The organism is Micromonospora sp. SD19 (assembly GCF_054462275.1).
The window spans coordinates 46,582-72,141 of the sequence record NZ_JBTLMN010000014.1; the positions used below are offsets into that span (position 1 = coordinate 46,582).

The 25,560-nt window shown below is 72.9% G+C and carries 22 protein-coding genes; 5 read left to right on the plus strand and 17 right to left on the minus strand.

All coding sequences use genetic code 11. The features are described 5' to 3' along the window. Positions 1 to 114: 114 nt before the first annotated feature. Complete coding sequence (locus tag ACX27O_RS30805) at positions 115 to 498, plus strand: MerR family transcriptional regulator (protein WP_030337651.1); 384 nt, start codon at positions 115 to 117, stop codon at positions 496 to 498. Between the two features lie 19 nt (positions 499 to 517). Here the strand turns inward: ACX27O_RS30805 and ACX27O_RS30810 are convergent, their stop codons facing one another. Further along, complete coding sequence (locus ACX27O_RS30810; RefSeq protein ID WP_030337650.1) at positions 518 to 1,612, minus strand: ROK family transcriptional regulator; 1,095 nt, start codon at positions 1,610 to 1,612, stop codon at positions 518 to 520. Positions 1,613 to 1,653: 41 nt separating this feature from the next. On the opposite strand from ACX27O_RS30810, the gene ACX27O_RS30815 reads away from it, so the two are divergent. Further along, the gene (locus tag ACX27O_RS30815; RefSeq protein ID WP_036412593.1) at positions 1,654 to 2,874 is read left to right on the plus strand and encodes an MFS transporter; all 1,221 of its coding nucleotides are present in this window, start codon (positions 1,654 to 1,656) and stop codon (positions 2,872 to 2,874) included. A gap of 67 nt (positions 2,875 to 2,941) precedes the next feature. On the opposite strand, the gene ACX27O_RS30820 is transcribed toward ACX27O_RS30815, so the two are convergent. Continuing rightward, on the minus strand, positions 2,942 to 4,276 hold the full coding sequence (locus ACX27O_RS30820) for an alpha/beta hydrolase (protein WP_458940500.1): 1,335 nt from the start codon (positions 4,274 to 4,276) through the stop codon (positions 2,942 to 2,944). Positions 4,277 to 4,578: 302 nt separating this feature from the next. Here ACX27O_RS30820 and ACX27O_RS30825 point away from each other — a divergent pair, with 302 nt between their 5' ends. Further along, the gene (locus ACX27O_RS30825; protein ID WP_210866862.1) at positions 4,579 to 5,955 is read left to right on the plus strand and encodes an FAD-dependent oxidoreductase; all 1,377 of its coding nucleotides are present in this window, start codon (positions 4,579 to 4,581) and stop codon (positions 5,953 to 5,955) included. A 75-nt stretch (positions 5,956 to 6,030) separates the two neighbouring features. On the opposite strand, the gene ACX27O_RS30830 is transcribed toward ACX27O_RS30825, so the two are convergent. The 6 genes from ACX27O_RS30830 to ACX27O_RS30855 all read right to left on the minus strand — a co-directional run bounded on the left by ACX27O_RS30830 (position 6,031) and on the right by ACX27O_RS30855 (position 13,021). Beyond that, a complete protein-coding gene (locus ACX27O_RS30830) occupies positions 6,031 to 6,507 on the minus strand; it encodes a heme-degrading domain-containing protein (protein WP_458940501.1) in 477 nt (158 codons plus the stop codon). Positions 6,508 to 6,546: 39 nt separating this feature from the next. Beyond that, positions 6,547 to 8,007, minus strand: a complete 1,461-nt coding sequence (locus ACX27O_RS30835; protein ID WP_030337645.1) for an SDR family oxidoreductase — start codon at positions 8,005 to 8,007, stop codon at positions 6,547 to 6,549. 125 nt (positions 8,008 to 8,132) lie between these two features. Continuing rightward, positions 8,133 to 9,038, minus strand: a complete 906-nt coding sequence (locus tag ACX27O_RS30840; RefSeq protein ID WP_030337644.1) for a siderophore-interacting protein — start codon at positions 9,036 to 9,038, stop codon at positions 8,133 to 8,135. 28 nt (positions 9,039 to 9,066) lie between these two features. Then, positions 9,067 to 11,166, minus strand: coding sequence for an iron ABC transporter permease (locus ACX27O_RS30845; RefSeq protein ID WP_458940527.1), 2,100 nt, complete (start codon positions 11,164 to 11,166; stop codon positions 9,067 to 9,069). Between the two features lie 5 nt (positions 11,167 to 11,171). Then, positions 11,172 to 12,155, minus strand: coding sequence for an ABC transporter substrate-binding protein (locus ACX27O_RS30850; RefSeq protein WP_458940502.1), 984 nt, complete (start codon positions 12,153 to 12,155; stop codon positions 11,172 to 11,174). Positions 12,156 to 12,187: 32 nt separating this feature from the next. Further along, positions 12,188 to 13,021, minus strand: a complete 834-nt coding sequence (locus ACX27O_RS30855) for an ABC transporter ATP-binding protein (protein ID WP_030337641.1) — start codon at positions 13,019 to 13,021, stop codon at positions 12,188 to 12,190. Positions 13,022 to 13,134: 113 nt separating this feature from the next. Here ACX27O_RS30855 and ACX27O_RS30860 point away from each other — a divergent pair, with 113 nt between their 5' ends. Next, a complete protein-coding gene (locus ACX27O_RS30860) occupies positions 13,135 to 16,314 on the plus strand; it encodes a BTAD domain-containing putative transcriptional regulator (protein ID WP_458940503.1) in 3,180 nt (1,059 codons plus the stop codon). Position 16,315: 1 nt separating this feature from the next. On the opposite strand, the gene ACX27O_RS30865 is transcribed toward ACX27O_RS30860, so the two are convergent. Next, positions 16,316 to 17,143 (minus strand): ABC transporter permease, encoded by an 828-nt coding sequence (locus tag ACX27O_RS30865; protein ID WP_030337639.1) that lies wholly within the window; start codon positions 17,141 to 17,143, stop codon positions 16,316 to 16,318. Then, complete coding sequence (locus ACX27O_RS30870; protein WP_030337638.1) at positions 17,140 to 18,120, minus strand: daunorubicin resistance protein DrrA family ABC transporter ATP-binding protein; 981 nt, start codon at positions 18,118 to 18,120, stop codon at positions 17,140 to 17,142. The genes ACX27O_RS30865 and ACX27O_RS30870 overlap by 4 nt, the downstream gene beginning before the upstream one ends. A 285-nt stretch (positions 18,121 to 18,405) precedes the next feature. Here ACX27O_RS30870 and ACX27O_RS30875 point away from each other — a divergent pair, with 285 nt between their 5' ends. Next, on the plus strand, positions 18,406 to 19,347 hold the full coding sequence (locus tag ACX27O_RS30875) for a hypothetical protein (RefSeq protein WP_357640991.1): 942 nt from the start codon (positions 18,406 to 18,408) through the stop codon (positions 19,345 to 19,347). 284 nt (positions 19,348 to 19,631) lie between these two features. On the opposite strand, the gene ACX27O_RS30880 is transcribed toward ACX27O_RS30875, so the two are convergent. The 7 genes from ACX27O_RS30880 to ACX27O_RS30910 are packed head-to-tail and all read right to left on the minus strand — an operon-like array spanning position 19,632 to position 25,550. Further along, the gene (locus tag ACX27O_RS30880; protein WP_358130544.1) at positions 19,632 to 20,435 is read right to left on the minus strand and encodes a methyltransferase domain-containing protein; all 804 of its coding nucleotides are present in this window, start codon (positions 20,433 to 20,435) and stop codon (positions 19,632 to 19,634) included. Positions 20,436 to 20,486: 51 nt separating this feature from the next. Next, entirely contained in the window at positions 20,487 to 21,257 is a 771-nt protein-coding gene (locus ACX27O_RS30885; RefSeq protein WP_030336254.1) for an ABC transporter ATP-binding protein, read from the minus strand. Continuing rightward, the gene (locus ACX27O_RS30890) at positions 21,257 to 22,000 is read right to left on the minus strand and encodes an ABC transporter ATP-binding protein (RefSeq protein ID WP_458940504.1); all 744 of its coding nucleotides are present in this window, start codon (positions 21,998 to 22,000) and stop codon (positions 21,257 to 21,259) included. Before ACX27O_RS30890 ends, ACX27O_RS30885 begins: the two co-directional genes overlap by 1 nt. Further along, positions 21,997 to 23,010 carry a branched-chain amino acid ABC transporter permease gene (locus ACX27O_RS30895; RefSeq protein ID WP_156057879.1) on the minus strand — a complete coding sequence of 338 codons (1,014 nt, stop codon included), beginning with the start codon at positions 23,008 to 23,010 and terminating at the stop codon, positions 21,997 to 21,999. Before ACX27O_RS30895 ends, ACX27O_RS30890 begins: the two co-directional genes overlap by 4 nt. After that, positions 23,007 to 23,903 carry an ABC transporter permease subunit gene (locus ACX27O_RS30900; RefSeq protein WP_210866869.1) on the minus strand — a complete coding sequence of 299 codons (897 nt, stop codon included), beginning with the start codon at positions 23,901 to 23,903 and terminating at the stop codon, positions 23,007 to 23,009. Before ACX27O_RS30900 ends, ACX27O_RS30895 begins: the two co-directional genes overlap by 4 nt. Then, positions 23,900 to 25,093 (minus strand): ABC transporter substrate-binding protein, encoded by a 1,194-nt coding sequence (locus tag ACX27O_RS30905; RefSeq protein ID WP_030336258.1) that lies wholly within the window; start codon positions 25,091 to 25,093, stop codon positions 23,900 to 23,902. Before ACX27O_RS30905 ends, ACX27O_RS30900 begins: the two co-directional genes overlap by 4 nt. Positions 25,094 to 25,145: 52 nt before the next feature. Next, positions 25,146 to 25,550: a roadblock/LC7 domain-containing protein gene (locus ACX27O_RS30910; RefSeq protein ID WP_030336260.1), complete on the minus strand. Its 405-nt coding sequence runs from the start codon at positions 25,548 to 25,550 to the stop codon at positions 25,146 to 25,148. Positions 25,551 to 25,560: the final 10 nt, after the last annotated feature.

Sequence of the window (25,560 nt, forward strand, 5' to 3'; positions counted from 1 at the left end):
CTGACGGGCTCCCGGCCGGGTTGGGGACGAGCACCATACGAGCTACGGTGAAACCTGACGTTCATGTGAGGGGCGAGGTTGGGTGACTGCCGTCACCAGCCGGGGGAGGGGTCCATGCGGATCGGGGAACTCGCCACGAAGACCGGGGTGTCGGTACGAGCCCTGCGCTACTACGAGGAGCAGGGCCTGTTGACCGCCGCCCGAAGCGGTGGCGGCCAGCGCCACTACCTCGACGAGGCCATCGACCGGGTACGCCTGATCCAGATGCTGTACGCCGCCGGCCTGTCCAGCCGGACCATCCTGGACCTGCTGCCCTGCGTCGACGCGAAGGTCAACACACCGCAGTCGCGGGCCATGCTCCGCGCCGAACGCGACCGCATCGAGCGGCAGATCACCCAACTCCAGCAGGCGCGCGAGCGGCTCGACAGGGTCATCGCGCTCAGCGAGGGCCCGGCCAGCGGTTGCGCCTACACGGACACCGGTACACCGGACTCGTAGCGGTGCCGGTGGTCGGTGGTCAGCTCGCTGCCAGCGCCGGGATGCCGTAGTGCTGGTCGAGGACCTGTATCGCGGCGCCCGCGGCGATCACGTCCGCGCCCAGGCTGGACACTGTCACCCTCGTGCTGAGCCAGGCCGCACGCCGTGCGTCGGCCTGCACGGCCCCGGTGACCGCCGAGAGGTAGGTCTGCGGGTGCCGGAGGAGGTCCGCGCCCGCCAGCACCACGTGCGCGAGATCGAGGGTCTGGAGCAGGTTGACCACGCCCACGGCCAGCACCCGGGCGGCGTGTGCGACGTCCCCGGCCTCGGCGGCGTGCTGGTGCACGATCTCCAGACACCCGTGCCGGCCGCAGACGCAGCGGGGCCCGGTCAGGTCGACGACGGTGTGGCCGAATTCGCCCGCGTTGGTGTGCGCCCCACGGTGGGTCGCGCCGCCCAGCCAGAAGCCCGCGCCGATGCCGGACTCGACCATGATGAGGGCCGCGTCGCCGAACGTCGCGCCGTGCCGCCAGGCCTCCGCCGTGATCCCGGCGGTGACGTCCTTGTCCAGGTGGACGGGGAGGCCCAGGTGCTTCTCGGCGATCTCGCGCAGCGGTACGTCGTGCCAGTGCCGTAGGCCGTGGGCGTCGCGGACCAGGCCGTTGGCGTGGTCGAGTGGGCCGATCATGCCGATGCCCAGCCCGGTGAGCCGGCCCCGCAGGTCGCCGACGCCGGCCATCGTGTCGACGCCGGTGGCCAGGGCGTCGAGGAGCTGCTCCGGGGTGAAGTCGCGGGGCAGCGGGCTGACCGCCGAGTGGTGCACGGTGCCGGCCAGGTCGACCAGGACGAGCCGCAGTGTGCGCCGGGCCACGTGCGCGCCGATGGCGTACCGGCTGTCCGGGACGAGTTCGTAGACGACGGCGGGCTTGCCGATGCCCGGACGTCGGACACCGGCGGGGCGGATCAGGCCGTCGGCGGTCAGCCGGGCGATGACCTTGGAGACCGCCTGTGGCGTCAGGCCGGTGGCCTCGACCACCGTGGCGCGCTCGAAGGTGCCGGCGGTACGCCCCACCGCCATGACCAGTGCCTGGTTGTAGCCGCGCAGGAAGGTGACGTCGGCAGTGACGCGAGTCATCTCACCACCCTATTACGCAACGCTGTTGCTAAATTTTTTCGGTGATCGAGTTGAGCAGAGGTCGGCGGTTGGCGGCACTGGCCGCGCTGGCACTGGGTGGCGTCGCGGTCGGCCTGACCGAGTTCGTGGCGATGGGGCTGCTGCCCGACATCGCCCGCGGTCTGCTTCCGCACGAGTACGCGCAGTCGTCGTCGGACGCGGTCGCCCGCGCCGGATGGATGATCACCGCGTACGCGCTCGGTGTGGTCGTCGGCGCGCCGCTGATCGCCGCGTTGAGCGCGCGCCTGCCCCGCAAGAAGCTCGTCCTCGGGCTGCTCGTGCTGTTCGCCGTCGGCACCGTCGCCTCCGCGCTCGCCCCCACCTTCGACCTGGTGCTGGTGGCACGGTTCGCGGCGGCGCTGCCGCACGGCGCGTACTTCGGTGCGGCCGGTCTGCTCGCGGCGACCCTGATGGGCCCCGGCAACGAGGCGCGTGGGTTCGCCACGGTGCTCGGTGGTCTGACCGTGAGCAACCTGGTCGGCGTACCCCTCATCACGCGGCTCGGGCAGGCGGCCGGCTGGCGGGTGGCGTACCTGGTCATCGCCGGCTTCTTCCTGCTCACCCTGCTGGCGGTGCTGGCGGTCGTGCCGGAGGTCGCCGCGGCGGTCGACGGCTCGCCGGCGGCCGAGCTGCGGGCGCTGCGGACCTCGCAGGTCTGGCTGGTCGCCGCGACCGGCGCTGTCGGTTTCGCCGGCTTCTTCGCGGTGAACACCTACATCGCGCCGGTCACCACCGACGTCACCGGTCTCTCCGCCGCGACGGTGCCGTGGGCCCTGGTGGCGGTGGGTCTCGGGATGACTGTCGGCAATGCCCTGGGCGGTTGGTTGGCGGACCGCGACCTGCGGCGCAGCATGGTCATCGGCTTCGTGGCGATGATCGTGAGCATCGCCGTGTTCAGCCTCGTGGCGTCGACCCGCGTCGGTCTGTTCGTGGGCGCGTTCCTGGTCGGCGCGACCAGCCTCTATCTCGGTCCGGTCCTCCAGGCGCGCCTGATCACCGTCGCACCGGGAGCGCAGCTGATGGGCGCGGCGCTCAACCAGTCGGCAATGAACATCGCGAACAGCCTCGGCGCCGCCCTGGGCAGCGTTGCCATCGCCGCCGGCCTCGGTTACCTCGCGCCGGCCCGGGTGGGCGTCGTCCTGGCGGTCGTCGGGTTGGTCCTGGGGCTGGTCAGCTTCGCCGTCGGACGACGACAGCGGGTGCGCGTCCCGGCCACCGTCTGACAACCCCCCGGGCGGGTCCCGGCCATCCTCGCGGTTCGAGGTGGCCGGGCCGCCCCGGGGGACGCCGTCAGAAGTCGTCCACCGTGACCGTCACCCGGTCGGTGCTCGACTTCCAGTTCGGCACGTTGATCACCTCATGGCCACCACCGCGTTGACCCACGGTGATCCGCACCAGGCCGAGGTGTGCCGGCGTCGCCGGGATGAAGACGTCCATGCCGGTGATGAAGGTCTGGCTGAAGAACTCCGGCAGCGGGGCCGTCAGGTCCGTCACGCCATCGCTGCCGTCGTCGAAGGCGAAGATGCCGATCGTCCGCTTGGCGCGCGGGGTGTTCGCCGCGTTCAGGACATCAGTGCCGTTGATCCAGAGCCGGTCACCGGCGTCGCCCTGGTCGCCCCACCACTCCTTCTGCCGTTGGATGGTGAGCGCCGTGTGCCGGTCGCTGGTGTCGACCAGGGCGCTGAGGCCCTCGCCCGGCACGCTGGTCGCGAGGCGGACGAACGAGTCCGAGCGCAGGAACGGCTGGAAGTAGAAGTGGTGTGTCGCCGCGCCGGGGCGCACGATGGCGAACTCGTAGCGGGCCGTGGCGAGCACCGGGAGCGGGCCGAACGAGCCGTCGCCACCGAGCGACAGCCGATGCGCGGGCCGGTGTGACAGCCGGCCGCCGGTCAGCGGGCTGACCGGGTAGACCTCAAGCGTGGCACCGGTGACGCCGACGTTGCTCGGGAAGAGCACGGCGCGTCCGGAGACCAGGGCGGTGCCGAAGAGCTGGGGCACGATCCGCGTCGTGTGCGGCGCGCGGCCCCGCAGGAACCGGAAGACCTCGGTGAACGACTCCGCCGACGACACGGTCTGGGTGTGCGACTGGTCCGGCAGGTGCACGTTGGTCGCGCCGACGATGGCGCGGGCCGGGTCGCCCTCGCCCCAGATCGCCAGGGTGGGCACACCACCCGGCGGGGCGGCCGCGGTGCGCCCGTCCAGGTTGACGTAGTGCGCGACCCGGGCGGCGCGCTCCGGCGAGCTGGTGAGGAAGCCCTGGGTGACGAAGGTGCCCAGCGAGTGCGCGATCAGGTCGACCCGGTCCGCGCCGCTGGTCGCCAGCAGGCGGGAGATCCGCGCGTCGAGTCCCGCGTACAGCTGGGGCAGGACCGCCGCGACGTTCGGGGAGTCGTACTCGTGAGCTTCGATGATGTCGATCGGGTAGCCGTTGCTGGCCAGCCGTTTGGCCTGGGACTCGAACTGGGCCGCCGACCCCGCGCTGCCGTGGATGAAGATCACCGGACGGTACGTCGGTGCGGCGGCGGCTTCGGCGGCGCGGGGGACGGCGACGGCGGACAGGCTGGCGGCGAGGGCCACTCCGACCCCGACCAGCACGGAGAGCAGTCTCCGGCGAGATGTGTGCATCGATCCTCCACCTGACGGACGAAGTATTTGCACTGCTAGCGCAAGTATCGTGTCAGGGTGTGGCGCGATGGTCCACACCGCACGGTCTCCCGACCCGGGTCGGACGCCCCGTCCGTGCACCGAGCCCCTGGACGCGTCGGTCGACACGGCGTCAGCTGGCAGACACAGGTCGTTGCCGTTCGTTTGGTTGTGCGACGATCGGCGGGCATCACGTCGAACGACCGTCCACCGGCCTGCCCCGCGCACGGACGCGGGCAGTGACCGGGGAGGGCACACACCTCGTTACCCCCTTGGAGAGCACGATGTCCCTCTCCCCATCCCGGGTCTTCGCTGAGCTGAACGCGGCTCGACCCCCTGACCAGCCGGCACCGACGATGGGAAGGGCCGTCGTGGTCGGCGGCAGCGTCGCCGGTCTGCTCGCCGCCCGGGTGCTGTCCGACCACGCCGACACCGTCGTCATCATCGACCGGGACGACCCGCAGGTGACCGGCGCGCGTCCCGGCGTACCCCAGGGGACGCAGCTGCACGCGCTGCTGCCCGGCGGCCTCTTCCAGCTGGAGCGGCTGTTTCCCGGTTTCCGCGACGAGGCACTGGCACGCGGCGCGATCGAGGCGCCGCCCACGGCCCGACGCAACTACCTCGACGGGCGGCTGAAGGTCGTCGTCCCCGACGACGCCGACAGCCTGGCGGGCAGTCGGCCGCTGCTGGAGGGCCTGATCCGAAAGCAGGTGCTCCGACTGCCCAACGTCAAGACGATCACCGCCCGTGCGACCGGCCTCACGTTCGACGACGACGCGGTCACCGGGGTCCGGTGCGAGGTCGCCAGGGTGCCCGGTGTCGAGCGCGGCGACCTCGTGGTGGACGCCATGGGGCGGTCCAGCAAACTGTCCGACTGGCTGGAGCGGGCCGACTGGGAGCGACCGGTCACCCGGCGGATGACAGTGCACCTCAACTACGCGACCGCCCTGTTCCGTCGTCCGGAGCCCACCCCGGCCTCCACCGTCGTGCTGGCCCTGAACACACCGGGAACGGGGCTGGACGTGGCCGGGGCGGCGTTCTTCGCCATCGAGGACGGCCGGTGGATGGCCATGATGGCCGGTTACGGCGACGACCGTCCGGGCCGCACCGCGGAGGACTTCGTCCGCCGCCTGCGGGAGCAGTTCCCACCGGAGTTCGGCGAGGTCGCCGACCAGGAGATGATCGGCGACGTCCAGACCTACCACCACGCCGACAGCCGGCGACGGGACTTCCACGCGCTCAAGCGGTTCCCGGCCGGCCTGGTCAGCGTCGGCGACGCGGTCGCGTCGTTCAACCCGGTGTACGGGCAGGGCATGACGGCGGCGGCCCTGCACGCGGCGTGCCTGTCGACGTACCTCCGGTCCCACCCGGACCTGCGGGCGCCCGCGCGCCACTACCTCGCGCTCCAGAAGGTCGTGGTCGACGCCGCCTGGTCACTGTCGACCTCGGCGGACCTGGCGTTGCCCCACGTCGACGGGCCCTACCCGCGCGGCCACCGGCTCTCCAGCTGGGCCAGCCGGCAGGTCATCGCCGCGACAGTCACCGACGTGCCGACCGCGCGACGGTTCAACGACGTCGTCTCCATGCGCGAGCACCCCAGCTCACTGGCCCGGCCGAGCGTGCTGCTGGGCGCACTGCGGGCCAACCGTCGCGCCCACTGAGCGGTGCCCAGCGACCTCGTCGCGAGGCCGCTGGATGGTGCCCGGCGGCCTCGTCGCGAGGCCGCCGGGACGGCCCTAGCGGGGGAGCTTGCGGAGGATGTCGACCACGAAGCGGTGGTCGTCCAGCTGCGGCAGCCCGGAGACACCGACCCAGCCCACGACGCCGGTGCCGCGCACCCGCAGGGGCAGCGCGCCCCCGGCCGCCGCGTACCGCGAGGCCGGCAGGCCGAACCGCTCGGCCAGCGTCACCTGCTTGTCCTGGCACAGTCGGGCCATGTAGAGCGACGAGTGCTCGAACCGCATCACCACCCGGCCCTTGCGGCGCAGCCACGCGTCGTTGTCCGCCGTCGACCCCGGCAGACCACAGTGGAACAGCTGCCGTCCGGCCCGCCACACGCCCACCGAGACCGGCAGCCGCTGCTCGGTGGCGGCGGTGACGGCGAGCATCCCCAGCTCGTACGCGTCGGTCTCGGACAGGCCCGCGAGCTCCAGCTCGCTCTCCTCGCGCAGCAGCTCGTCAAGCGTCGGCCACGATTCACTGTCAGCTGACATGTCTCTTCTCCTCATGGTGCAGAGGCGATCATCGGTCGATCACCAGGCGCAGGGCGCGTAGTCCTTCAGGAAACAGCCGTACAGGTCCTCGCCCTGCTCGCCGCGGACGATCGGGTCGTACACCCGGGCCGCGCCGTCGACCAGGTCCAGCGGGGCGTGGAAGCCCTCGTCGGCCAGCCGCATCTTCGTCGGGTGCGGGCGTTCGTCGGTGATCCAGCCGGTGTCGACGCTGGTCATCAGGATGCCGTCGGTCAACATCTCCTCGGCGCTGGTGCGGGTCAGCATGTTCAACGCCGCCTTGGCCATGTTGGTGTGCGGATGCCCCGGCCCCTTGTAACCGCGGCCGAACTGGCCCTCCATGGCCGACACGTTCACCACGTACTTGCGCCGGGCCGACGCGGCGGCCATCGCCGGGCGCAGCCGGCTGACCAGCACGAACGGCGCGGTGACGTTGCACAGCTGCACCTCGAGCAGCTCGACCGGATCGACCTCCTGCACGCGCTGGACCCAGCTGTTGACCGAGTCGAGGTCGGGCACCAGCCCGCCGGCGTCGATGGCGGTGGACGCCGCGATCCGGTCCGGTGAGGCCGAGCCGCTGGTCAGTGCCAGCGCGGTCAACGCGTGCGGGGTGAGCGCTGTCGACTGGGGCCCGGCGGTCAGGCTGCCCACCGGGCCGCCCGGGCCGTCCGGCTTGGCGAACGTGATCAGCTCCGGCAGCGGACCGTCCGGCAGGGCCGCCGCCTCCGCGGCGATCAGCTGCGCGTACGCCCCGGGGGACCGGCGGACGGTCTGCGCCGCGTTGTTGATCAGGATGTCGAGAGGGCCCTGGCTGCTGACGTCGTCGGCGAGGGCGATCACCTGGGCGGGGTCACGCAGGTCGATCCCGACGATGCGCAGCCGGTGCAGCCAGTCCCCGCTGTCCGGCATCGCGGTGAAGCGGCGGACCGCGTCGTGCGGGAACCGGGTCGTCACCGTCGTGTGCGCGCCGTCGCGCAGCAGCCGCAGCGCGATGTACATGCCGATCTTGGCGCGTCCGCCGGTGAGCAGCGCGCGCCGGCCGGTCAGGTCGGTACGGGCGTCGCGGCGCTCCCGGTTGAGCGCGGCGCAGGACGGGCAGAGCTGGTGGTAGAACGCGTCCACCTGGCGGTAGCGCTGTTTGCAGACGTAGCACCCGCGCGGGTTGTGCAGGAAGCCCGCCGTCTCGCCCGCCACCGAGGACGCCAACGGAATGCCCTGCGTCTCGTCGTCGATCCGCCCGGGAGCGCCGGTGGCGGTGGCCTCCGTCACCGCCCGGTCGGCGGCGAGGATGGCGTCGCGCCGCTCCTCCCGCCGCCGCTGCTTGATCACCTTGTAGAGCCGGGCGGTGGCCCGCTGCACCCGCACCACGTCGGGATGGTCGGAGGGAAGTGCCTCCAACTCATCGAAGACGCTGAGGCAGGCCTCCAGCCGGCTCCGGTCAATACCGTGCTGACCGTTTTCGGTAATGTTGTCCACCGTCATGCGTCGTTGTCTCGTCCCGTATCCCGTGCCGGCTCCAGCCGGCCCGCCCCAAGTCCGACCCGAAACGGTACGCGCCTCACGGCCTCCGACGCACCTCGCGCCTGCCCGGCCGGTGCGCGGCGCGGTCAGCTGACGTCGGCCTGGCCGAGACGCCAGTAGCCCATGAAGGCCACCGCCCGCCGGTCCAGCCCCCGCTCGGCGACCAGGTGCCGGCGCAGGGTACGGATGACGCCGGCCTCCCCGGCCAGCCACGCGTACAGCGGCACCGGGGGCACCTCCTCCGGCACCTCCCACAGGATCTCCGTGTCCACGTCCACGTCCGGCACGGGCTGGGCGGCCCTCGACGCCTCGCTGGCCAGCAGCTCCCCGGCCGCGGCGGTGACGGCGGGCACCAGCCGGCTGCCGTACCCGCCGGTGCCCCGAGGTAGCCAGCGGACCTCGACGCCGGGCGGCGCGACCAGCGGCAACACGTCGGCCGCTTCCGGCACCTCCAGCACAACAGTGCCGCGGGCGTCCACCGGGAGCCGGGCACAGATGCCGCTGATCGCCGGCACGGCGGTCTCGTCCCCGGCCAACAGCAGGGTGCTGCCGGCCGACTGTCGGAACTCGACCCCGCCGTGGTTGCCGTCGTAGCCGGCGTCCGGCCCGACGAGTGCGATCTCGTCGCCGACGGTGGCCCGCCGGGCCCAGCGCGTCGCCGGGCCACCGTCGCCGTGCAGCACCAGGTCGACGTCGACCTCGGCCAGGTGTGGTCGGACCGCCCGCACCGTGTAGGTACGGATCGGATTGCGCAGGTGCTCCGGCAGGGCCCGCCACTGCGCGTACCAGTCCGCTCCGTGGGGCAGGGTCGCCGCGCGCTGACCGGCCAGCGGCAGCGCCAACTTGATCCGCTGGTCGTAGCCGTTGTCGGCGAAACGGTCCAGGTCCGCCCCGGTGAAGGTCACCCGGGTGAAGGACGGGCTGAGTCGGCGTACCGCGCGGACGGTGACGGTGAACACGCGCCACGGGGCGATGGGCAGGGTCTCGGTCATGGTGCCTCTCTCGACTCGGGTGGGCGTGCTACCGGGTGGTGCTCGCCACGGCGCGGGAGCGCCACAGCAGCCAGATGAAGTACGGGGTGCCGATCATGGCGGTGACCAGGCCGGCGGGGATCTGGGCCGGAGCGATGACCGTCCGGCCGAGGGTGTCGGCGATGCTGACCAGCGCCGCGCCGAGCAGGGCGGCCACCGGGAGCACCCGGGAGTGTCGGCCGCCGACGAGTGCCCGTGCGGCGTGCGGGGCGACCAGGCCGACGAAGCCGATGACCCCGACGGCCGAGACGGCGGTGGAGGTGAGCAGTGCCGCCGCGCCGAGCGCGATCAACCGGGTGCGTTCCAGGCGGACACCCAGCACCCGGGGGGTGTCGTCGTCCAGTGCCATCAGGTCGAGTTCCCGGCGGGCGGCGACCACGGCCGGGGTGAACACCAGCAGGGCTATCAGCACCGGCAGCACCTGGGCGGGCATCCGGCCGTAGGTGGAGCCGGACAGCCAGGTCAACGCCTTCCCGGTGTTCCACGGGTCGAAGGCGACGACCAGGTACGTGATGACCGCCAGGCCGCCCTGCCAGGCGCCGAAGCCGATCAGCACCAGCCGGTCGGAGCTCAGCCCGCCGCGCCAGGCCAGGCCGTAGACCAGCGCGAACGCCACCATCGCGCCGAGCCCGGCGACGCCGGAGACGGCCCACACACCGGCCAACGGCACGAAGGTGAGCAGCCCGACCGCCCCGAGCCCGGCCCCGGCGGTGATGCCGAGGATGCCCGGCTCGGCCAGCGGGTTGCGGCAGACCGCCTGCACCGTGGTGCCGGCGACCGCGAGCGCCGCGCCGGCCAGGACCGCCGCGGCGACGCGCGGCCACCGCTGGTCCAGCACGAAGGTGTACGCCGGCCCGGTGCTGCCGTTGACCCAGTTGAGCACGTCGCCGAGCAGCACCCAGGTGTCCCCGGCGAGCATGCCGACGGTGACGGCGGCGACGGTCAGGACGGCGGCGACGGCGACGACGCCGCAGTGGAAGGCGGCGGAGCGGACCGCCGCGTGCCCACCGGGCGGACGACGGGTGGGACCCGCGTCGCGGTGCCGGCGGGCCAGCCAGATGAGGATCGCCGCGCCGAGCATTGTGGTGACCACGCCGGTGGGGATGTCGACACCGGCCTGCCCGCCCAGCACGGCCCGCAGCAGCACGTCGGAGCCGAGCACGATGATGACCCCGGCGATGCCGGACAGCGGCAGCAGGACGCGGTGCCGGTGCACCCCCGGCACCACTGGCGCGAGCAGCCGGACGATCACCGGGGCGCACAGGCCGACGAAGCCGACCGGGCCGGTGAGGGTGACGGCCGCGGCGGACAGCAGCACAGCGAGGACCAGCACGGTGACTCGGGTGCGCCGCACGTCGAGGCCGAGCACTGTGGCGGTGTCGTCGCCGAGGGCGAGAATGTCGAGGCGGTGCCCGAGCAGTACGAGCACGACGACGGCGCCGACGATCACCGGGGCGAGTTGGGTCAGCGAGGTCAGGTCGCTCTGCACCAGCGAGCCGTTCCCCCAGGCGAACAGCCCGATGGTGGCCTGCTCGAACAGGAGCAGCAGCAGTGTCGTCACCGACCCGAGCGCCAGCGCGGTCGCCGAGCCGGCGAGGATCAGTCGGGTGGTGCCGGCCTGCCCACCGGAGGACATCGCCATCACCAGGCCGGCGGCGGCCAGCCCGCCGCAGAAGGCGAGGCCGCCGGCGGGCAGCGCGGGCAGCGAGACGCCGAACGCGGCGAACGCGACGATCGCCAGGTGGGCGCCCGCGTTGACAGCGAGGGTGTCCGGGGAGGCCAGCGGGTTGCGGGCGATCGACTGCAACGCCGCCCCGGCGAAACCGAGCGCCACCCCGATGGCCAGCCCGGCGAGCAGCCGGGGCAACCGGGAGGCGACCAGGACGCGGGCCGCCTCGTCGTCGGCGCCGGTGGCGAGCCGCAGCAGGTCGAGTGCGCCGACGTTCGAGGTGCCCTGGGTGAGGTGCACCGCGGTCACCACGAGTAGCAGCAGGATGGCGGCGACGAAGACACCGGCGACGCGGGGCACGGCGAGGCGTCCGCCCGGAGCCGGCCGGGTGGCCGGCTCCGGGCGTGGGGGCGCGTTCAGCACGCTCACACCGCGTACGTCTTGACGAGTTCGTCGATGTACTGCTTACCGGAGAGCGGACCGCCGAAGGTCCAGATGCCGTTGGGCATCTTGTGCAGGTTGCCCTGCTTGACGAAGGGCAGCGACATCCAGATGGCGTTGCCGGCGAGCCCGTCGGCGAACACGTCCTCGCCGTCGGAGGCGTTGTAGAACAGGTGCGTGTTCGGGTCCTTGAGGACGGTCATGCCCTCGACGTCGGTCTGGCCCAGGCCCCACACCTCGTCGGTCTTGCCGGTCCAGGCGTTGGTGAGGCCAAGTTGGATGCCGATCTGGGAGACCAGCGCGCCCTCGCCGAACATCCGGATGCTGACGGTGCTGCCCTCCTTCCAGCCGTCGGCGATGGCGAACGGGCGGCCGGCGGCCCCCGCGTCCGCGATCTTCTTCTTGCCGTCGGCGATGGCCGTGTCGAAGTCGGCGAGCAGCTTCTGCGCCTCGGTGGTCTTGCCGACCGCCTTCGCGATCATGTTGAGGTCGGTGCGCATCCGGCCGAGGTTGTCGGTGGCGTCACTGCCCTTGGCGACCAGGACGGGCACGAACTTCTCCAGCTGACTGACGATGGTGCCGCCCCGGTCGTCCTCCATCACGACGAGGTCGGGCTGGAGGGCGACGATCGAGTCGACGCTGGGCTCGCCGCGGACGCCGACGTCCTTGACGGTCGGGTCGAGCTTCGCGGAGGTGACCCAGGTGCCGTAGCCCTTGGGATCGGCGACACCGACGGGCATGACGCCCAGGCTGACCAGCAGCTCGACCTCGCCCCACTCAAGGCCGACGACCTTGGTCGCCGGCGCCTTGAGGGTGATCTCCTTACCCCGGCTGTCGGTGACGGTGACCGGGCCACCGGACGCCGGGGCGGAGGCCTCGGGGGCGGCGGCGTTCTCGGTGGTGCCGCAGGCGCCGAGTGTCAGCGCGGCCACGACGGCGATGAGGGCGGTGAAACGGGTACGGGTCATGACGGTCTTTCTCTGCTGGGGATGAGGGGTGTTCAGACCAGGGCGCGGATCTGGTGCCGCCCGACGGGGCGGGTGGTGACCAGTCCGCTGACCGGATCGGTGGTCACCTCGATGCGGATGCCGTAGGTCTCGGTGAGGGCGTCCTCGGTGAACACGGTGGCCGGGGTGCCGGTGGCGCGGACCCGGCCCTGGTGCAACAGGACCACCTCGTCCGCCACGGCCGCCGCCTGGTTGAGGTCGTGCAGCACGACGCCGACGGCGACGCCGTGATCGTCCGCGAGGTCACGGACCAGGTCGAGGATCTCCACCTGGTACCGCAGGTCGAGGAACGTGGTGGGCTCGTCGAGGAGCAGGACCGGGGTGTCCTGGGCGAGGCAGGTGGCCAACCACACCCGCTGCAACTCGCCTCCGGACAGTTCGTCGACCGGGCGATCGGCCATCGTGGCGACGCCGGTGACGTCCATGGCACGTGCGATGGCGGCGGGACCGTCCGGGTCCTCCGTGCGCCAGCGCCCCCGGTAGGGGTGGCGGCCGTAGCCGACGACGTCGCGGACGGTGACCCCGCTGGGCACCGGCCGGCTCTGGGCGAGCAGGGTGACCCGCCGGGCGAACTCCCGGGCGGCGAGACCGGCGGCGGTGACGCCGTCGGCGAGGTGCACAGTGCCGGCCTCGATCGGGTGCAGCCGGGCCAGGGCCCGCAGCAGGGTGGACTTGCCGCTGCCGTTGGGCCCCACGAGTGCGGTGACGGCGCCCTCGCGGAGGTCGATCACGGCACCGTGCACCACCGGCACACCGTGATAACCCAGACGGAGGTCGACGCCGGACAGGCGGCAAGCTCCGTTGGCCGACGCCAACTCGTTCTGCATGAGGTTAGGCTAACCTAACCAAACGATCACCTGTCAAGCCGGTCGTGGGCGCGTGACCAGCCGGGCGCACCGGTGGTCATCGGGTCCGTGCGCACGTGGGGGATGCTGGGTCCGTGCAGATCGCGACCCTCGGCCCCCTGGCCGTCGACGGCCAGCCCGTTCGGGGTGAACGGCTCGCGGCGGTGCTCCGCGCGCTCGTCGACGCGCGCGGGCGGGCGGTCTCCGTCACCCTGCTCGTGGACGCCGTCTGGGACGGCGCGCCACCCGACGACGCGACAGGCGCCGTCCAGGCGCTCGTGTCCCGGGTACGCCGCCTCGGCTTGCCAGTGGTCGCGGTGCCGGGCGGATACCGGTTGCCCGCCGAGGAGATCACCGTCGACGCGGTCGAGGCGCGCGCGCTCACCGACCAGGCGCGCACCGTGCTCCGGTGCGGTGACGTCCGGGCCGCCCGGGGCCTGGCCGATCAGGCCCGTGCCCTGTTCCCCGAGGTGCCGGAGTTGGTCGGCGCCGAGGACACCCGCCTGTTCGCCGACGTCGCCGCGCTGCGCGCCGAGGCGGCACTCGCCGGCGTGGGCCCGTTCGACGAGGCCGACCTGGGCCGGCTCGTCGCGCGTACGCCACCGGACGAGCCGTCCGCCGCCCTGCTCGTGCGGGTGCTGGCCGCCCAGGGGCGGGAGGCGGAGGCGCTGGAGCTGGTCGAGCGGCTGCGCGCCGACCTGGCCGACCGGTACGGCACCGACCCGTCACCGGTGATCACCGCCGCCCACCTGGCGTTGCTGCGCGGGGAACTCACCGCCCCGCCCGTCGCCACGCCACCCCGGCAACCGGCGCGGATCACGCTGCCCGCCGCGTGGCGTCGTCCGATGGCAGCCCTCGTCGGGCGGGAGGGGGACGTCGAGACCATCACCGGCGCTCTCACCGAGGCACCCGTCGTGACGATCGTGGCGACCGGCGGGGCGGGCAAGACCCGGCTCGCCGCCGAGGTGGCCAGGCGTACGGCGGCGGCCGGACGGGCGGTGCGCGTGATCGAACTCGCCGGCCTGCGCTCGCCGGACGAGGTGCTGCCCACTGTGCTCGCCGCGCTCGGTGGCGCGGACACCACGGCGACCGGCGGCAACCTGGGTCTGGAACGTCGGGTCCTCAACCCCGGGGAGCGGCTGCGTGCCGTCGCGCCGGACCTGGACGGGTTGCTGGTGCTGGACAACTGCGAGCACGTGCTCGACGCGGTGGCCGTCGTCGTCGCGGACCTGGTGGCCGCGGCCTCGCCGGAGGTCGCGGTGCTCGCGACGAGCCGCGCCCCACTGGGCCTGGTCGGCGAGTTGGTGCACCGGCTGACCGCGCTGCCGGACCCCGACGCGCTCGCGCTCGTCGAGTCGCGGGCACGGGCCGGCGGCGCCGTGCCCACCTGGGACACCGAACGGGCGCTCGTCCTGTGCCACCGGCTCGACAACCTGCCGCTGGCGCTCGAACTGGCCGCCGCGCGACTGCGGCACATGCCGATCGACGACGTGCTCGCCGGGCTGACCAACCGGTTCGCGCTGCTCGACGACGCCCTGCGGGGTCTACCCGAGCGGCACGCCAGCCTGTGGGCGCTGGTCGACTGGAGCCGGGAACTGCTCGCCGAGGACGACCGCGACCTGCTCCAGCGGGTAGCTGTCATTCCCGCGCCGTTCACCGCGGACCTCGCCGCCGCCGTCGCGCAGGTCCCGGACGTCCGTCGCGGCCTGGCGACCCTTGTGGAGCAGTCCCTGCTGACCCTGGTCGAGGGGGACGGTCCGCCCCGCTACCGGATGCTCGAAACGGTCCGTGAGTACGGCGAGGCCCGGCTGGACGCGGCCGGCGACCGGGGCCGGGCCATGGCCGGCCTGGTCGGCTGGGCGCGGGAACAGGCCGTCGCGCTCGCCGGCCGCTTCATCGGACCTGACCAGGTGGAGGCGCTGCACCGGTGCGCCGCCGAGCAGGACAACCTGGTCGCGGGCCTGCGCTGGGCGATGCGGGAGGACGACGAGCCCGCCTCGGTCGACGTCGCCACCGCGCTGTTCCACCTCTGGTCGGTGCGCGGCCTGCACCTTGAGGTCCTGGGCTGGGCGCGCGGACTGCTGCACATCGACGACCCCCGGCGGCGGCTGCGGTCGGCGATCCTGCGGGGTGCGGCCAGCGGCCGGCCACTGCCCAACGCCGACCGGCTGGCCTGGACGTGCGTGGTGATCAGCGTGAACGCCGGCATCAGCGCCGACCTGCGGCCCGCCGTGCTCGCCCGCCGGGCCCTGCGGTTGGTCCAGGCCGAACGACCCGCCGAGGTGTCTTCCCGGCTGACCGCCCTCGCGGCGGCGCTGCCCGGCTTCGACACGTCCGACCTGGAGCAGAGCCTGAAGAACGCGACCGAGCTGGTCGCCCACCCGGACCCGTACGTGCAGGGGCTCGGGTTGTTCGCACGCGCGGCGGTACGCGAGAACGGCGGCCAGCCGGAAGCGTCGATCAGTGACGCCGAGCAGGCGTACCACCGCTTCGAGGTGGTCGGCGACCACTGGGGCATGGCGATGGCGGCAGGTGCCGTCGGGCAGTTCCTGGTCCCGGGCGGAGACGCCCGGTCGGCCGAGTGGCTGACGCGCAGCGTGCACCACATGGAGCTGGTCGGCGCCGCGCAGGACGCGCGGTCGATCCGGCTCCGACTGGACGTGCAGCTCGCCCTCACCGGCGACGCGGAGGCGGAACGGCGACTGGGCGAGACCGCCACACCGGGCCAGGCCGACCAGATGGACGCCGCGCAGGCGGTGCTCGGCCTGGGGCACCTCGCCTGGCAGCGCGGGCGCTACGACGAGGCGCTCACCCACGTCGACGAGATGACCCGCATCCTCGCCGGTTGGGCCGGGCCGCAGCCACAGCCGCGGGCGATGCTCCGGGCCGCGGCGGCCGTCCTCTGCCTGCGGGTTGCCGAGGCGCGACCGGCGTCGGGTGACGACCCGGCCGTCCAGGCGACCGCGATGCTGTCGCTCACCCGCGACGACGCGCTCAACTCACGGGACCTGCCGGTGATCGGGGCGTGGGCGTCGGGCGGCGCGGAACTCGCGGCGTACCGGGGCGACGCCGACACCGCCCGCGAACTGTCAGTCCTCGCCAAGCGGATCGGCACCCACATCGAGATGTTCTTCCCCACCGGGATCAGCGAACGGCTCAACGCCATCCTCGGGGACGAGGAGCAGCGTGAGCCGTTGCTGACCGGGTGGCGCGAGCGGCCGCCCGCCGCGGCCGTCAACCGGATCCGCGAACTGATGGACGACCTGCTCGCCTGACTCAGATCTTCTTGCGGTACGCCCGCAGCGCCAACGGCATGAACAGCGCCACGAAGCCGGCGCACCAGGCGAGCGTCCACCACACGTGTGAGCCGAGCGGGGTGCCGAGGAACAGCCCGCGTACCGACGCCACCAGGTGGGTCATCGGGTTGACGTCCACGAACGTCCGCATCCAGCCCGGCAGGGTGTCCGCGTCGACGAACACGTTGGACGCGAAGCTCAGCGGCATGATCAGCGCGAACATCAGACCCTGCACGGCACCCGGCGTGCGCACCTTCATCGACACCAGCACCGGCAACCAGCTCAGGCAGAGCGCGAACAGCACCGCGAGCAGACACCCGGCGACCGCCCGGAACGGGTCGGTGTCGATCCGGAAACCCATCACGTAGCCGATCGCGAGGGTCGACACGGTGACGATGACGTACCTGACGACGTCGCCGAGGACCGCGCCGACAAGTGGCGCGGAGCGGGGGATCGGCAACGACCGGAACCGGTCGAAGATGCCCTTGGCGATGTCGGTGTTGAGGTTGACGCCGATCGCGATGGCGCCGGTGGCGATCGTCTGCGCCAAAATGCCGGGCAGCAGGAACTGCAGGTAGTCGTGGGTCGAGCCGGCGACCGCGCCGCCGAAGATGTACACGAAGATGACGAGGAACAGCACCGGCTGCACTGTGACGTCGATGAGCGCCTCGGGCGTACGCCAGGTCTTGATGAGGCTGCGCTTCGCGAGCGCCAACGAGTGCCGTACCAGCCGCAACGGCCGCGGGTTCGGGGCGGTCGTCGACAGCCCGCGGCGTGTCGTGGGCGCTGTGTCGGTGAGGGTGCTCATGCCGCGACCTCCGTGGGGCGGGTGGTGTCGTCGTCGGACGCCGTACGCCCGGTGAGGGTGAAGAACACCTCGTCAAGGCTCGGCAGGTGCAGGGAGAGTTCGGTGACGGCGATGCCGGCGGTGGCGAACCGCGCGACGCTCTCGGTCAGGGCCGCGTCGTCGCTGACCGGCACCGCGAGCACGCCCTTGCGGATCTCGTCGGCCTGCGCGCCGGAACCGACCCGGGTCAGGATCTCCGCGGTACGGGGCAGGTGCGCCGGGTCGGACGGGCGAACCTCCAGGGTCTGCCCGCCGACCACCCGCTTGAGCCCTTCCGGGGTGTCGTGCGCGATGACCCGGCCGTGGTCGATCACCGTGATCGCGTCGGCGAGCGCGTCGGCCTCCTCCAGGTACTGGGTGGTGAGCAGCACCGTCGAGCCATTGTTGACGAGCGACCGGACCACGTCCCACATGTCCTCGCGCTTGGCCGGGTCGAGCCCGGTCGTCGGCTCGTCCAGGAAGATCACGTCGGGGGAGCCGACCAGGCTGGCGGCCAGGTCCAGCCGCCGCCGCATGCCGCCGGAGTAGGTCTTCGCCGGCCGGTTCGCGGCGTCGGTCAGGTCGAACCAGTCGAGCAGTTCGGCGGCCCGTCGCCGGGCACCCGAGCGGCCCAGCTCCAGCAGGGTGCCGAACAGCTCCAGGTTCTGCCGGCCGGTCAGGTCCTCGTCGACCGAGGCGTACTGGCCGGTGAGGCCGATGCTCTGCCGAACGCGCTCGGCGTCCCGGACCACGTCGAAACCGCTGATCCGGGCGGTTCCGCCGTCCGGGGTGAGCAGGGTGGAGAGGATGCGCACGGCGGTGGTCTTGCCGGCGCCGTTGGGGCCGAGCACCCCGAGCACCGTCCCGCGGGGTACGGCGAGGTCCACGCCCTGAAGCGCCCTCGTCTTCCCGAATGTCTTCACGAGGCCCTCGGCCTCGATCACCAGGTCAGCTGTCATGCGCCGAGTCTGCGCGGGCCGGCTGACACCGCCCTGACACGCCACCGACATGGGCTGACATCGGGCGCGCGGGTGAGGGCGGCCGGGGCCCGCACCGCCACGCCGACGGTCGGCGGCACGATATGCTGACGACGGCAGAGCGCCTGCCAGCGCCCGATGTGGTGGCCCACGCCCAACCGCATGCCCGGGGCCAAGAGTCTCCGACTCCGCGCCGATCTGTCGACTCCCGGCGTGCCGGTCGCGCCGCCTGTTCGGTGGAGTGCGTGGGGCTGCACCGGAGGCGTCATGTCTGATTCCATCCCCCGACGGACCCCAGCCCCGGGACGCGCCCGCAAGCGCGCCATCCGCGAACATGCCGTCCGGGCCGGCGTCGCCTACTCGGAGGCCGCCCGGCAACTGGAGTCGGTCGGCCTCCGGCCCGGCGAAACCCTCTCCAGGTACGGGCGGACGATCTATCCGATCGGGTTCGACCCGCATCGCCAACTGCTCGTCGAACGTCGTGAGCGGCGGTCGTTCGCGGAGCGGTTGTCGGACAGCAGGCGGGCCGCGATCCTGCCACACGGCCGGGCGCGGCATCTCGTCGAGCGGTTCCCGCCCAGCCGGGGGCGTACCGGCAGCGGAGTCGGCCCGCTCTATCACGGCGAGGGCCGCGAGGAACTGCTCGCGATGCTGTACATAGTGGTCGTGGCGGAGTCGCCAGGGTTGCTACCCGAGGTGGGGGACCTCGCCTGGATCGCGGAACTCGGCGAGGACACCGCGCTCGACACGGCCTGCGCCGACATCGACCGCGAGGCCCGTCGCCTGCTCGACCAGGAGCCGATGGCCCTCTGGTCGCGCATCCAGAGGGCGCTGACCACCGCCGAACGGAGCGTGGACGGGCAGGTCCGCCAGGAGGCGGTCCGGCAGACCGCGCTGTTGAGCACGATGATGACGCCGCGTCTGGGACACGCGGGCGAGCCGTGGGTTCCGGGGCTGCCGGTCGCCGGTGCCCGGCAGATCCTCGACGCGCTGCTCATCGTCGCCGACGACGGACACGCGCCGGGCACCCGGGTACGCCTGCTTCCGCAGCCACATCACGGGAAGTCGGCCACCATCACCGGTGCCCGGTGGGGTCGGTCAGGTCCGCCGGTGGGTTATCTCGTGTGGCTCGACGGGGCGACGGCGCCGCTGTCGGCCAGCCCCGACGACCTGATTGTCCTGGCCGACCAGGAGACCATCCCCCGCTGAGCGAGCGAGGCCCCGGCCCCACGAGACCACCCACCCCCATGCCGCGATCTTGCACTTTCTGTCCCGACATAGGGGTCATTCCACGCCTCTCGGCAACCGAAACTGCAAGATCGCGGGGGCGCGGGGGCGCGGGGCGCGGGGCGCGGGCCGGCCGGGCTCCCTCGCGGGGGAGCCCGGCCGGTGCGGTCGAGGCCGTCGGCGGGCTGTCCGGCCGGCAGTCGGGGGGTGCTGCGGCGGGAGAGGTACGGACGGCGCGACCGCGCTCCGCGCGGTGGTTCACCTGCTCAGCTCGGCAGGCGGCCCCGCGTGGAGACGAAGTGGTACGACATGACGGCGAACCCGGGGTCACGCAGCAGCCGCCGGAACGCGTTCAGTTGCTGGGGCGACAGCCCGGCGGCCAGCAGGTCCGGTTCCAACTGGCGGGAGTTGGTCTCGTACAGCGACGTTCCGGTCGACCCGCCGGACCAGCTCTGCGAGTGGGTGATGGTGTCCAGGTCGGTCAGACCGGCGAGGGCCATCTCGGTGTGCACGTCCTGCGCCCAACCCAGGTCGGCGCCGTGGTCCTCCAGGACACCCATCATGGCGTCCATGACCTGCGCGAAGAGCTTCGCGGCGTCGTCGGTCGGTGCGGTGAGCACCCGCTGCGGTGCGGTGCAGTCGAACTCCTCGACCACCAGCCACCCGCCCGGCGCCAGCGCACCGGTGAGGGTGCGCAGGACCCGGCGGCGATCGGGGAGGTGCAGCAGCACCAGCCGGGCGTGGATCAGGTCGAACGCGTCACCGGGTGGCGGTTCGGTGCGCACGTCGTGCCGGCGTACCCGCAGGTTGCCCTCGGCCACCAGGTGGGTGGGGTCGATGTCGGTGGCCAGCACGTGACCGTCGTCGCCGACCGCGCGGGCGATTCGCCGGGCCATCGAGCCGCCGCCCGCCCCGACCTCCCAGCAGCTCGCGCCCTGTCGCAGCACCGGGCCGGCCAACCGGCGCGTGGTGATCGGATCCAGGAAGGACTCCAGCGCGTGCATCTGCGCGACGGCGTCCGGTGCGCCGTTGTCGAACGTGTACGTGTCGTCGCTCGTGACGGTTGTCATCGGTGTCTACCTCTCCGAGAAGGGTCGGGTGACTCGAGCACTGTCGGGTGCCTACGGGGTGTCGGCCCACAGCCGAGGGGTCGGTCGGTTGGGTGGGGGCGGCGCGACGGCGGCGATGCTCACCATCGCCGCCAGCGGGGCCGGATCGCGGCGGGCCTCCACTGTCGGCCGGTCGTAGACCATCCGGCCGTACTCCAGCACCGCCACCCGGTCGGCGATCTCGATGGCGTGTTGGAGTTGCTGCTCCACCAGCAGCACGGTCAGGCCGTCGGCGGCGAGATTGTTGACCAGCTCGCGGACCCGCGCCGCCAGATCGGGCGAGAGGCCCTCGCACGGTTCGTCGAGCAGCAGCACCCGGGGCTGGCCGAGCAGCGCACGGGCTATCGCCAGCATCTGCTGCTCGCCGCCGGAGAGTTCGCAGCCGCGGTGTCGCAGCCGCGCCGCCAGCCTCGGCAGGAGGTCCAGGGTCCGGGCGACCGTCCAGCCCTCGCCGCCGGAGGTGCGGGCCCGCCACGGCGCGGCCGCCAGGTGCAGGTGCTCGGCCACTGTCAACCGGGAGAAGACCCGCCGGCCCTGCGGTACGAGACCGACGCCGGCCTGGGCGATGCGGTGCGGTTGCCGGCCGGCGACGTGCACCCCGCCGACCTCGATGCGACCGCTGGACGGGCGGACCAGCCCGGCGATGGTGTGCACGAGCGTGCTCTTGCCCGCCCCGTTGCGGCCCACCACGGCCTGGATGCTGCCCTGGCGCACCCGCAGGGTGACCTCGTGCAGGACGGTTCCCCCGCCGTAGCCGGCGCAGAGACGATCCACAGTGAGCATCACGCCACCCCGTCCGCGTAGGCCTGCCGCACCAGCGGCGAGGTACGGATCTCGTCAGGTGTGCCGGCGGCCAGGGTCCGACCGTCGCGCAGCACCGTGACCGTGTCGGAGAGGGCGTACACCAGGTCCAGTCGATGTTCGACGAGCAGCACGGCGACGGCGCGGGGCGACGCCTGGAGCAGCTCGACCAGTCGGCCGACCTCGACGGCGGACAACCCGGCCGCCGGTTCGTCGAGGAGCAGCAGGCGGGGGCGACCGGCCAGGGCCATGGCGATCTCCAACTGGCGTCGTTGCCCGTGCGCGAGGTGCCCGGCGGGCACCGCCGCGACGGCGGTGAGCCCCATCTGTTCCAGCAGCGGACCGGCCAGCTGCTGCGCGGCGCGCCGACGTCCGGCCGGCCACCACCGGCGGCGGGGGATGACCCGTGGCAGCGCGGCCACCACCACGTTCTCCGCCGCGGTCAGCGTCGCGAAGACCGCCGGTCGTTGGTGGATGCGGTTGATGCCCCGCCGCGCCCGGGCCGCCGGGCCGAGCCGACCGATGTCCCGTCCGGCGAACCGCACCGTGCCGCGCTGCGGCCGCGTGGACCCACCGAGCACGTCGAGCAGGGTGCTCTTGCCGGCCCCGTTCGGGCCGATCAGCGCGTGCCGCTGACCGTCGTGGACGCACAGGTCCACGCCGTCGAGCGCGGCGAGTGAGCCGTACCGCACGCTCACCTCCTGGGCGTCGAGCAGGCCGGTCATCGGCCCACCTCCCCGACGGTGGCCCGCTCCTGGGCGGCGGGCGGGTCCGGCTGTGGCGCAGCGGCCTCCGACAGCCGAGACCGGGCCCGGTTGACCCCGGTGGGCAGCAGGTAGACAGTCGCCACGAACAGTGCGCCCAGCACCAGTGGCGCGTGGCCGGGCAGCACCCCGAACAACCAGTCCCGGACGGCGATGACCAGCGCCGCGCCCACCAGGGCGCCGCCCACCGAGGCGGTGCCCCCGATGACCACACCGAGCAGCAGCAGCGCCGACGTGTCGAAGCCGAAATCGGCGGGGGAGATGTACTGCTGGGCGACGACCAGGACCGACCCGGCGGCTCCGGCGATCGCCCCGGCCGCGATGTGCGCGCCGGACAGGTGCACCGCCACCCGGTGACCGCTGGCGCGCAACCGCGTCTCGTCGTCGCGGCCGGCCCGCAGTACCAGCCCGGCGCGGGTACGCAGCAGCACCAGCACCGCGCCGACAAGCGTGGCCACGACGACCAGGGCGTACAGGTAGCGGCCCTGGTCGCTGGCGAGCGCCGGGAGCCCCCAGAACGGGCGGACCGCGGGGACACCGGCCAGCCCGTCCGTGCCACCGGTCACCGACCGCCAGCGCCCGAGGACGACGACCACGAGTTCGCCGATGGCCAGGGTGATCATCAGGACGATCACCCCCCGGGCGTGCACGACGAGCGGCACGATGAGCGCGGCCAACAGCGCCCCGGCGCCCGCCGCGACGACGAGCTGCACCACGCCGACGTCGGAGACCCGGCTGCCGACCACGGCGCAGGCGTAGGCGCCCGCCGCGTACGGTGCGGTCTGCCCGAGGGTGGGCATGCCGGCGACGCCGGTGAGCAGCGCCACGCTCACCCCGACCAGGGCCAGCGCCAGCGTCCGGGCGAGCAGCGCCGTGGTGTAGTCGTCGACCACCCAGGGCGCCACGACCAGGCCCACCAGGACGAGCGCCGCGACGGCACCGCGTGCCCGTCGGATCACCTCGCCGCTCATGCCGTCCGCCACCTGACGGCCAGGCCGCGCGCCCGCGCCGCCAGCACCGCCGCCATGGCGGCGAACAGCAGGAACGGTGCGGCGGCCGGCAGCAACGCCACGCCCAGCGTCTGGATCTCGCCGATCGCGAGCGCGGCCAGCAGGGTGCCGGCCATCGACCCGAGACCACCGAGGACGACGACCACCAGGGAGAGCAGCAGCACGGTGTCGGCGGTGTCCGTGCCGGGGCCGATGATGGGCGCGCCGAGGACCCCGGCCGCGCCGGCCAGCGCACCGGCGGCGGCGAGCACACCGGCCCGGATCCGCGCCGGGCTCACGCCCAGACAGGCGACCATCTCCGGGTCGTCGACGGCCGCCCGGACCAGCATCCCGGCCCTGGTGCGTCGCACCACCAGGTAGAGCGCGGCGGCGAGCACCGCCGCGACGACGATGAACACCAACCGGTACGCGGCGTAGCGGTGACCGGCGACCATCACCGACCCCTCCAGCGTGGCGGGCACCTGGACCTGCGGGTCGTCGGGCCCGAAGCCGGCGACGAGCAGGCTGCCGCCGGCCAGCGCCACCCCGAACGTCAGCAGCGCCTGACTCAGGTGACTGCCGGTGGCGACCGGTGTGAGCAGACCGGCCAACAGAACCCCCGCCGCGGCGGCGGCCAGCACCCCGACCGCCAACGCCAACGCCAGGCTCGCCCAACCACCGTCGAGCAGCGCCGCGGCGGTGTACCCGCCGATCGCGTAGAGCAGGCCGTGCGCCAGGTTGAGGATGTTGGCGACGCCGAAACAGAGGACCAGGCCCGACGCCGCGACGAAGACCAGCAGCCCGTAGGCGACTCCGTCCAACGCCGGGATCAGGTACGGGTCGATCCGGTTCGTGCCGAACGCCACCGCTGTCACCGGCCGACGGTCGCGAGGTCACCCACGACGGTGTTGGACAGCGCCCGGCCGTCCTGGCGGACCTGCCGCAGGTACCACTTCTGCACCGGGGAGTGCGTGGTGGTGGAGAACTGCCAGGTGCCGCGCGGGCTGGCGATCTGGCCGAGTTGGCCGATGGCCGTGTTGATGGCCTCGGGGGTCGGGTCGCTTCCGGCCGCGCCGATCGCCCGGTCCAGCACCGCCGCCGCGTCGTACGAGGCGAGCGCGTAGGTCGTCGGTGAACCGTCGTGCTTCGCCTTCCACGCCGCCACGAAGGCGCGGTTCTCCGCGTTGTCCAGGTCCGGCGAGTAGTTGAGCACCGAGTAGATGTCCCGGGCGGCGTCGCCCTGCGCGTTGAGCACCCCGCCCTCGGTGAGGAACCCGGCCGCGTACAACGGGATGTCCTTGATCTCGGACTGCGCGTACTGCTTGACGAAGTCGACGGCGGCGCTGCCGGCGTAGAAGGTGTAGACGGCCGCCGCGCCGGAGGCCTTGATGCGGGCGAAGTACGGGAGGAAGTTCGTGGTGGCCGGGAACGGCGTGAAGGTCGTCTTGCCGTCGGCGTTCGCGAGCTTCCCGCCGATCTTGCTGAACGCGTCGGTGAAACCGCGCAGCTCGTCCCAACCACCCTGGTAGTCCGGGCCGATCGCGTACACGGAGCCCTTCACGTTGTCGCGGACGTGCTGGGCGATCGCCGCCCCGGGCTCGTCGGACAGGTACGAGGTGTGCCAGATGCGGGAGACGTCCTTGAGTTCCGGCCGACCGTTCGAGCCGACCAGTGGCACCTTGGTCTCGTTGAGCACCGGGGTGACTCCGGCGACCGAGCCGCCGCCGACGATGCCGGTGAGCGCCGACACCCGGTCCTGCTTGAGCAGCTTGGTCGCCGCCGGGACGGCCGTCTGGGCGCCGTTGCCCTCGTCGGCGACGATGAGGTCGACCTGCCGGCCGCCCAACTTGCCGTCGTGGGTGTCCAGGTAGAGCTGGAAGCCGTCGCGGATCTCCGTACCGACGGCCTGGTACGTCCCGGACAGCGACGCGAGCAGGCCGATCTTTATCGAGCCGCCGGCGCTCGGGCCCGGCGCGTCGTCGCCGCAGGCCGTACCGGTGGTCAGCACGGCCGCGAGCAGCGCGGCGGTGAGGGCACGGCTGCGCCAAGGCGTGGTGAGAGGCATGTCTGACTCCAGAGGAAGGGGAAGGGTCTCCGGCGTGGGGGTGCCGGGGTGGTCAGCGAGTGCGGGCGAGCGCCGCTCGGGCAGCCGGGGTCAGTGCGTCCCCGATCCGGTTGGCCAGCTCGGTCATCTCGTAGGAGACCTTGCCCACGTCGCACTCGGGGGCGGCGAGCACCAGCAGCGAGGCGCCGTCGTTGAAAGCCATCGAGAACATGAACCCGCCCTCGAGCTGCGTGACGTTGGAGATCACCGCGCCGGCGTCGAAGAAGGCCGCCGCCCCGCGCAGCAGGCTGACCAGCCCGCTACCCGTGGCGGCCAACTGGTCGGCCCGGTCCGGTGGCAGGTCGCGGGTGGCGGCCACCATCAGGCCGTCGCTGGAAATGGCGATCGCGTGGCTGACCTCGGCCGCGCGCGCCGCGAAGTTGTCCAGCAGCCAGCCGAGATCCTGTTGGTCGCTCACGTGCTCTCCT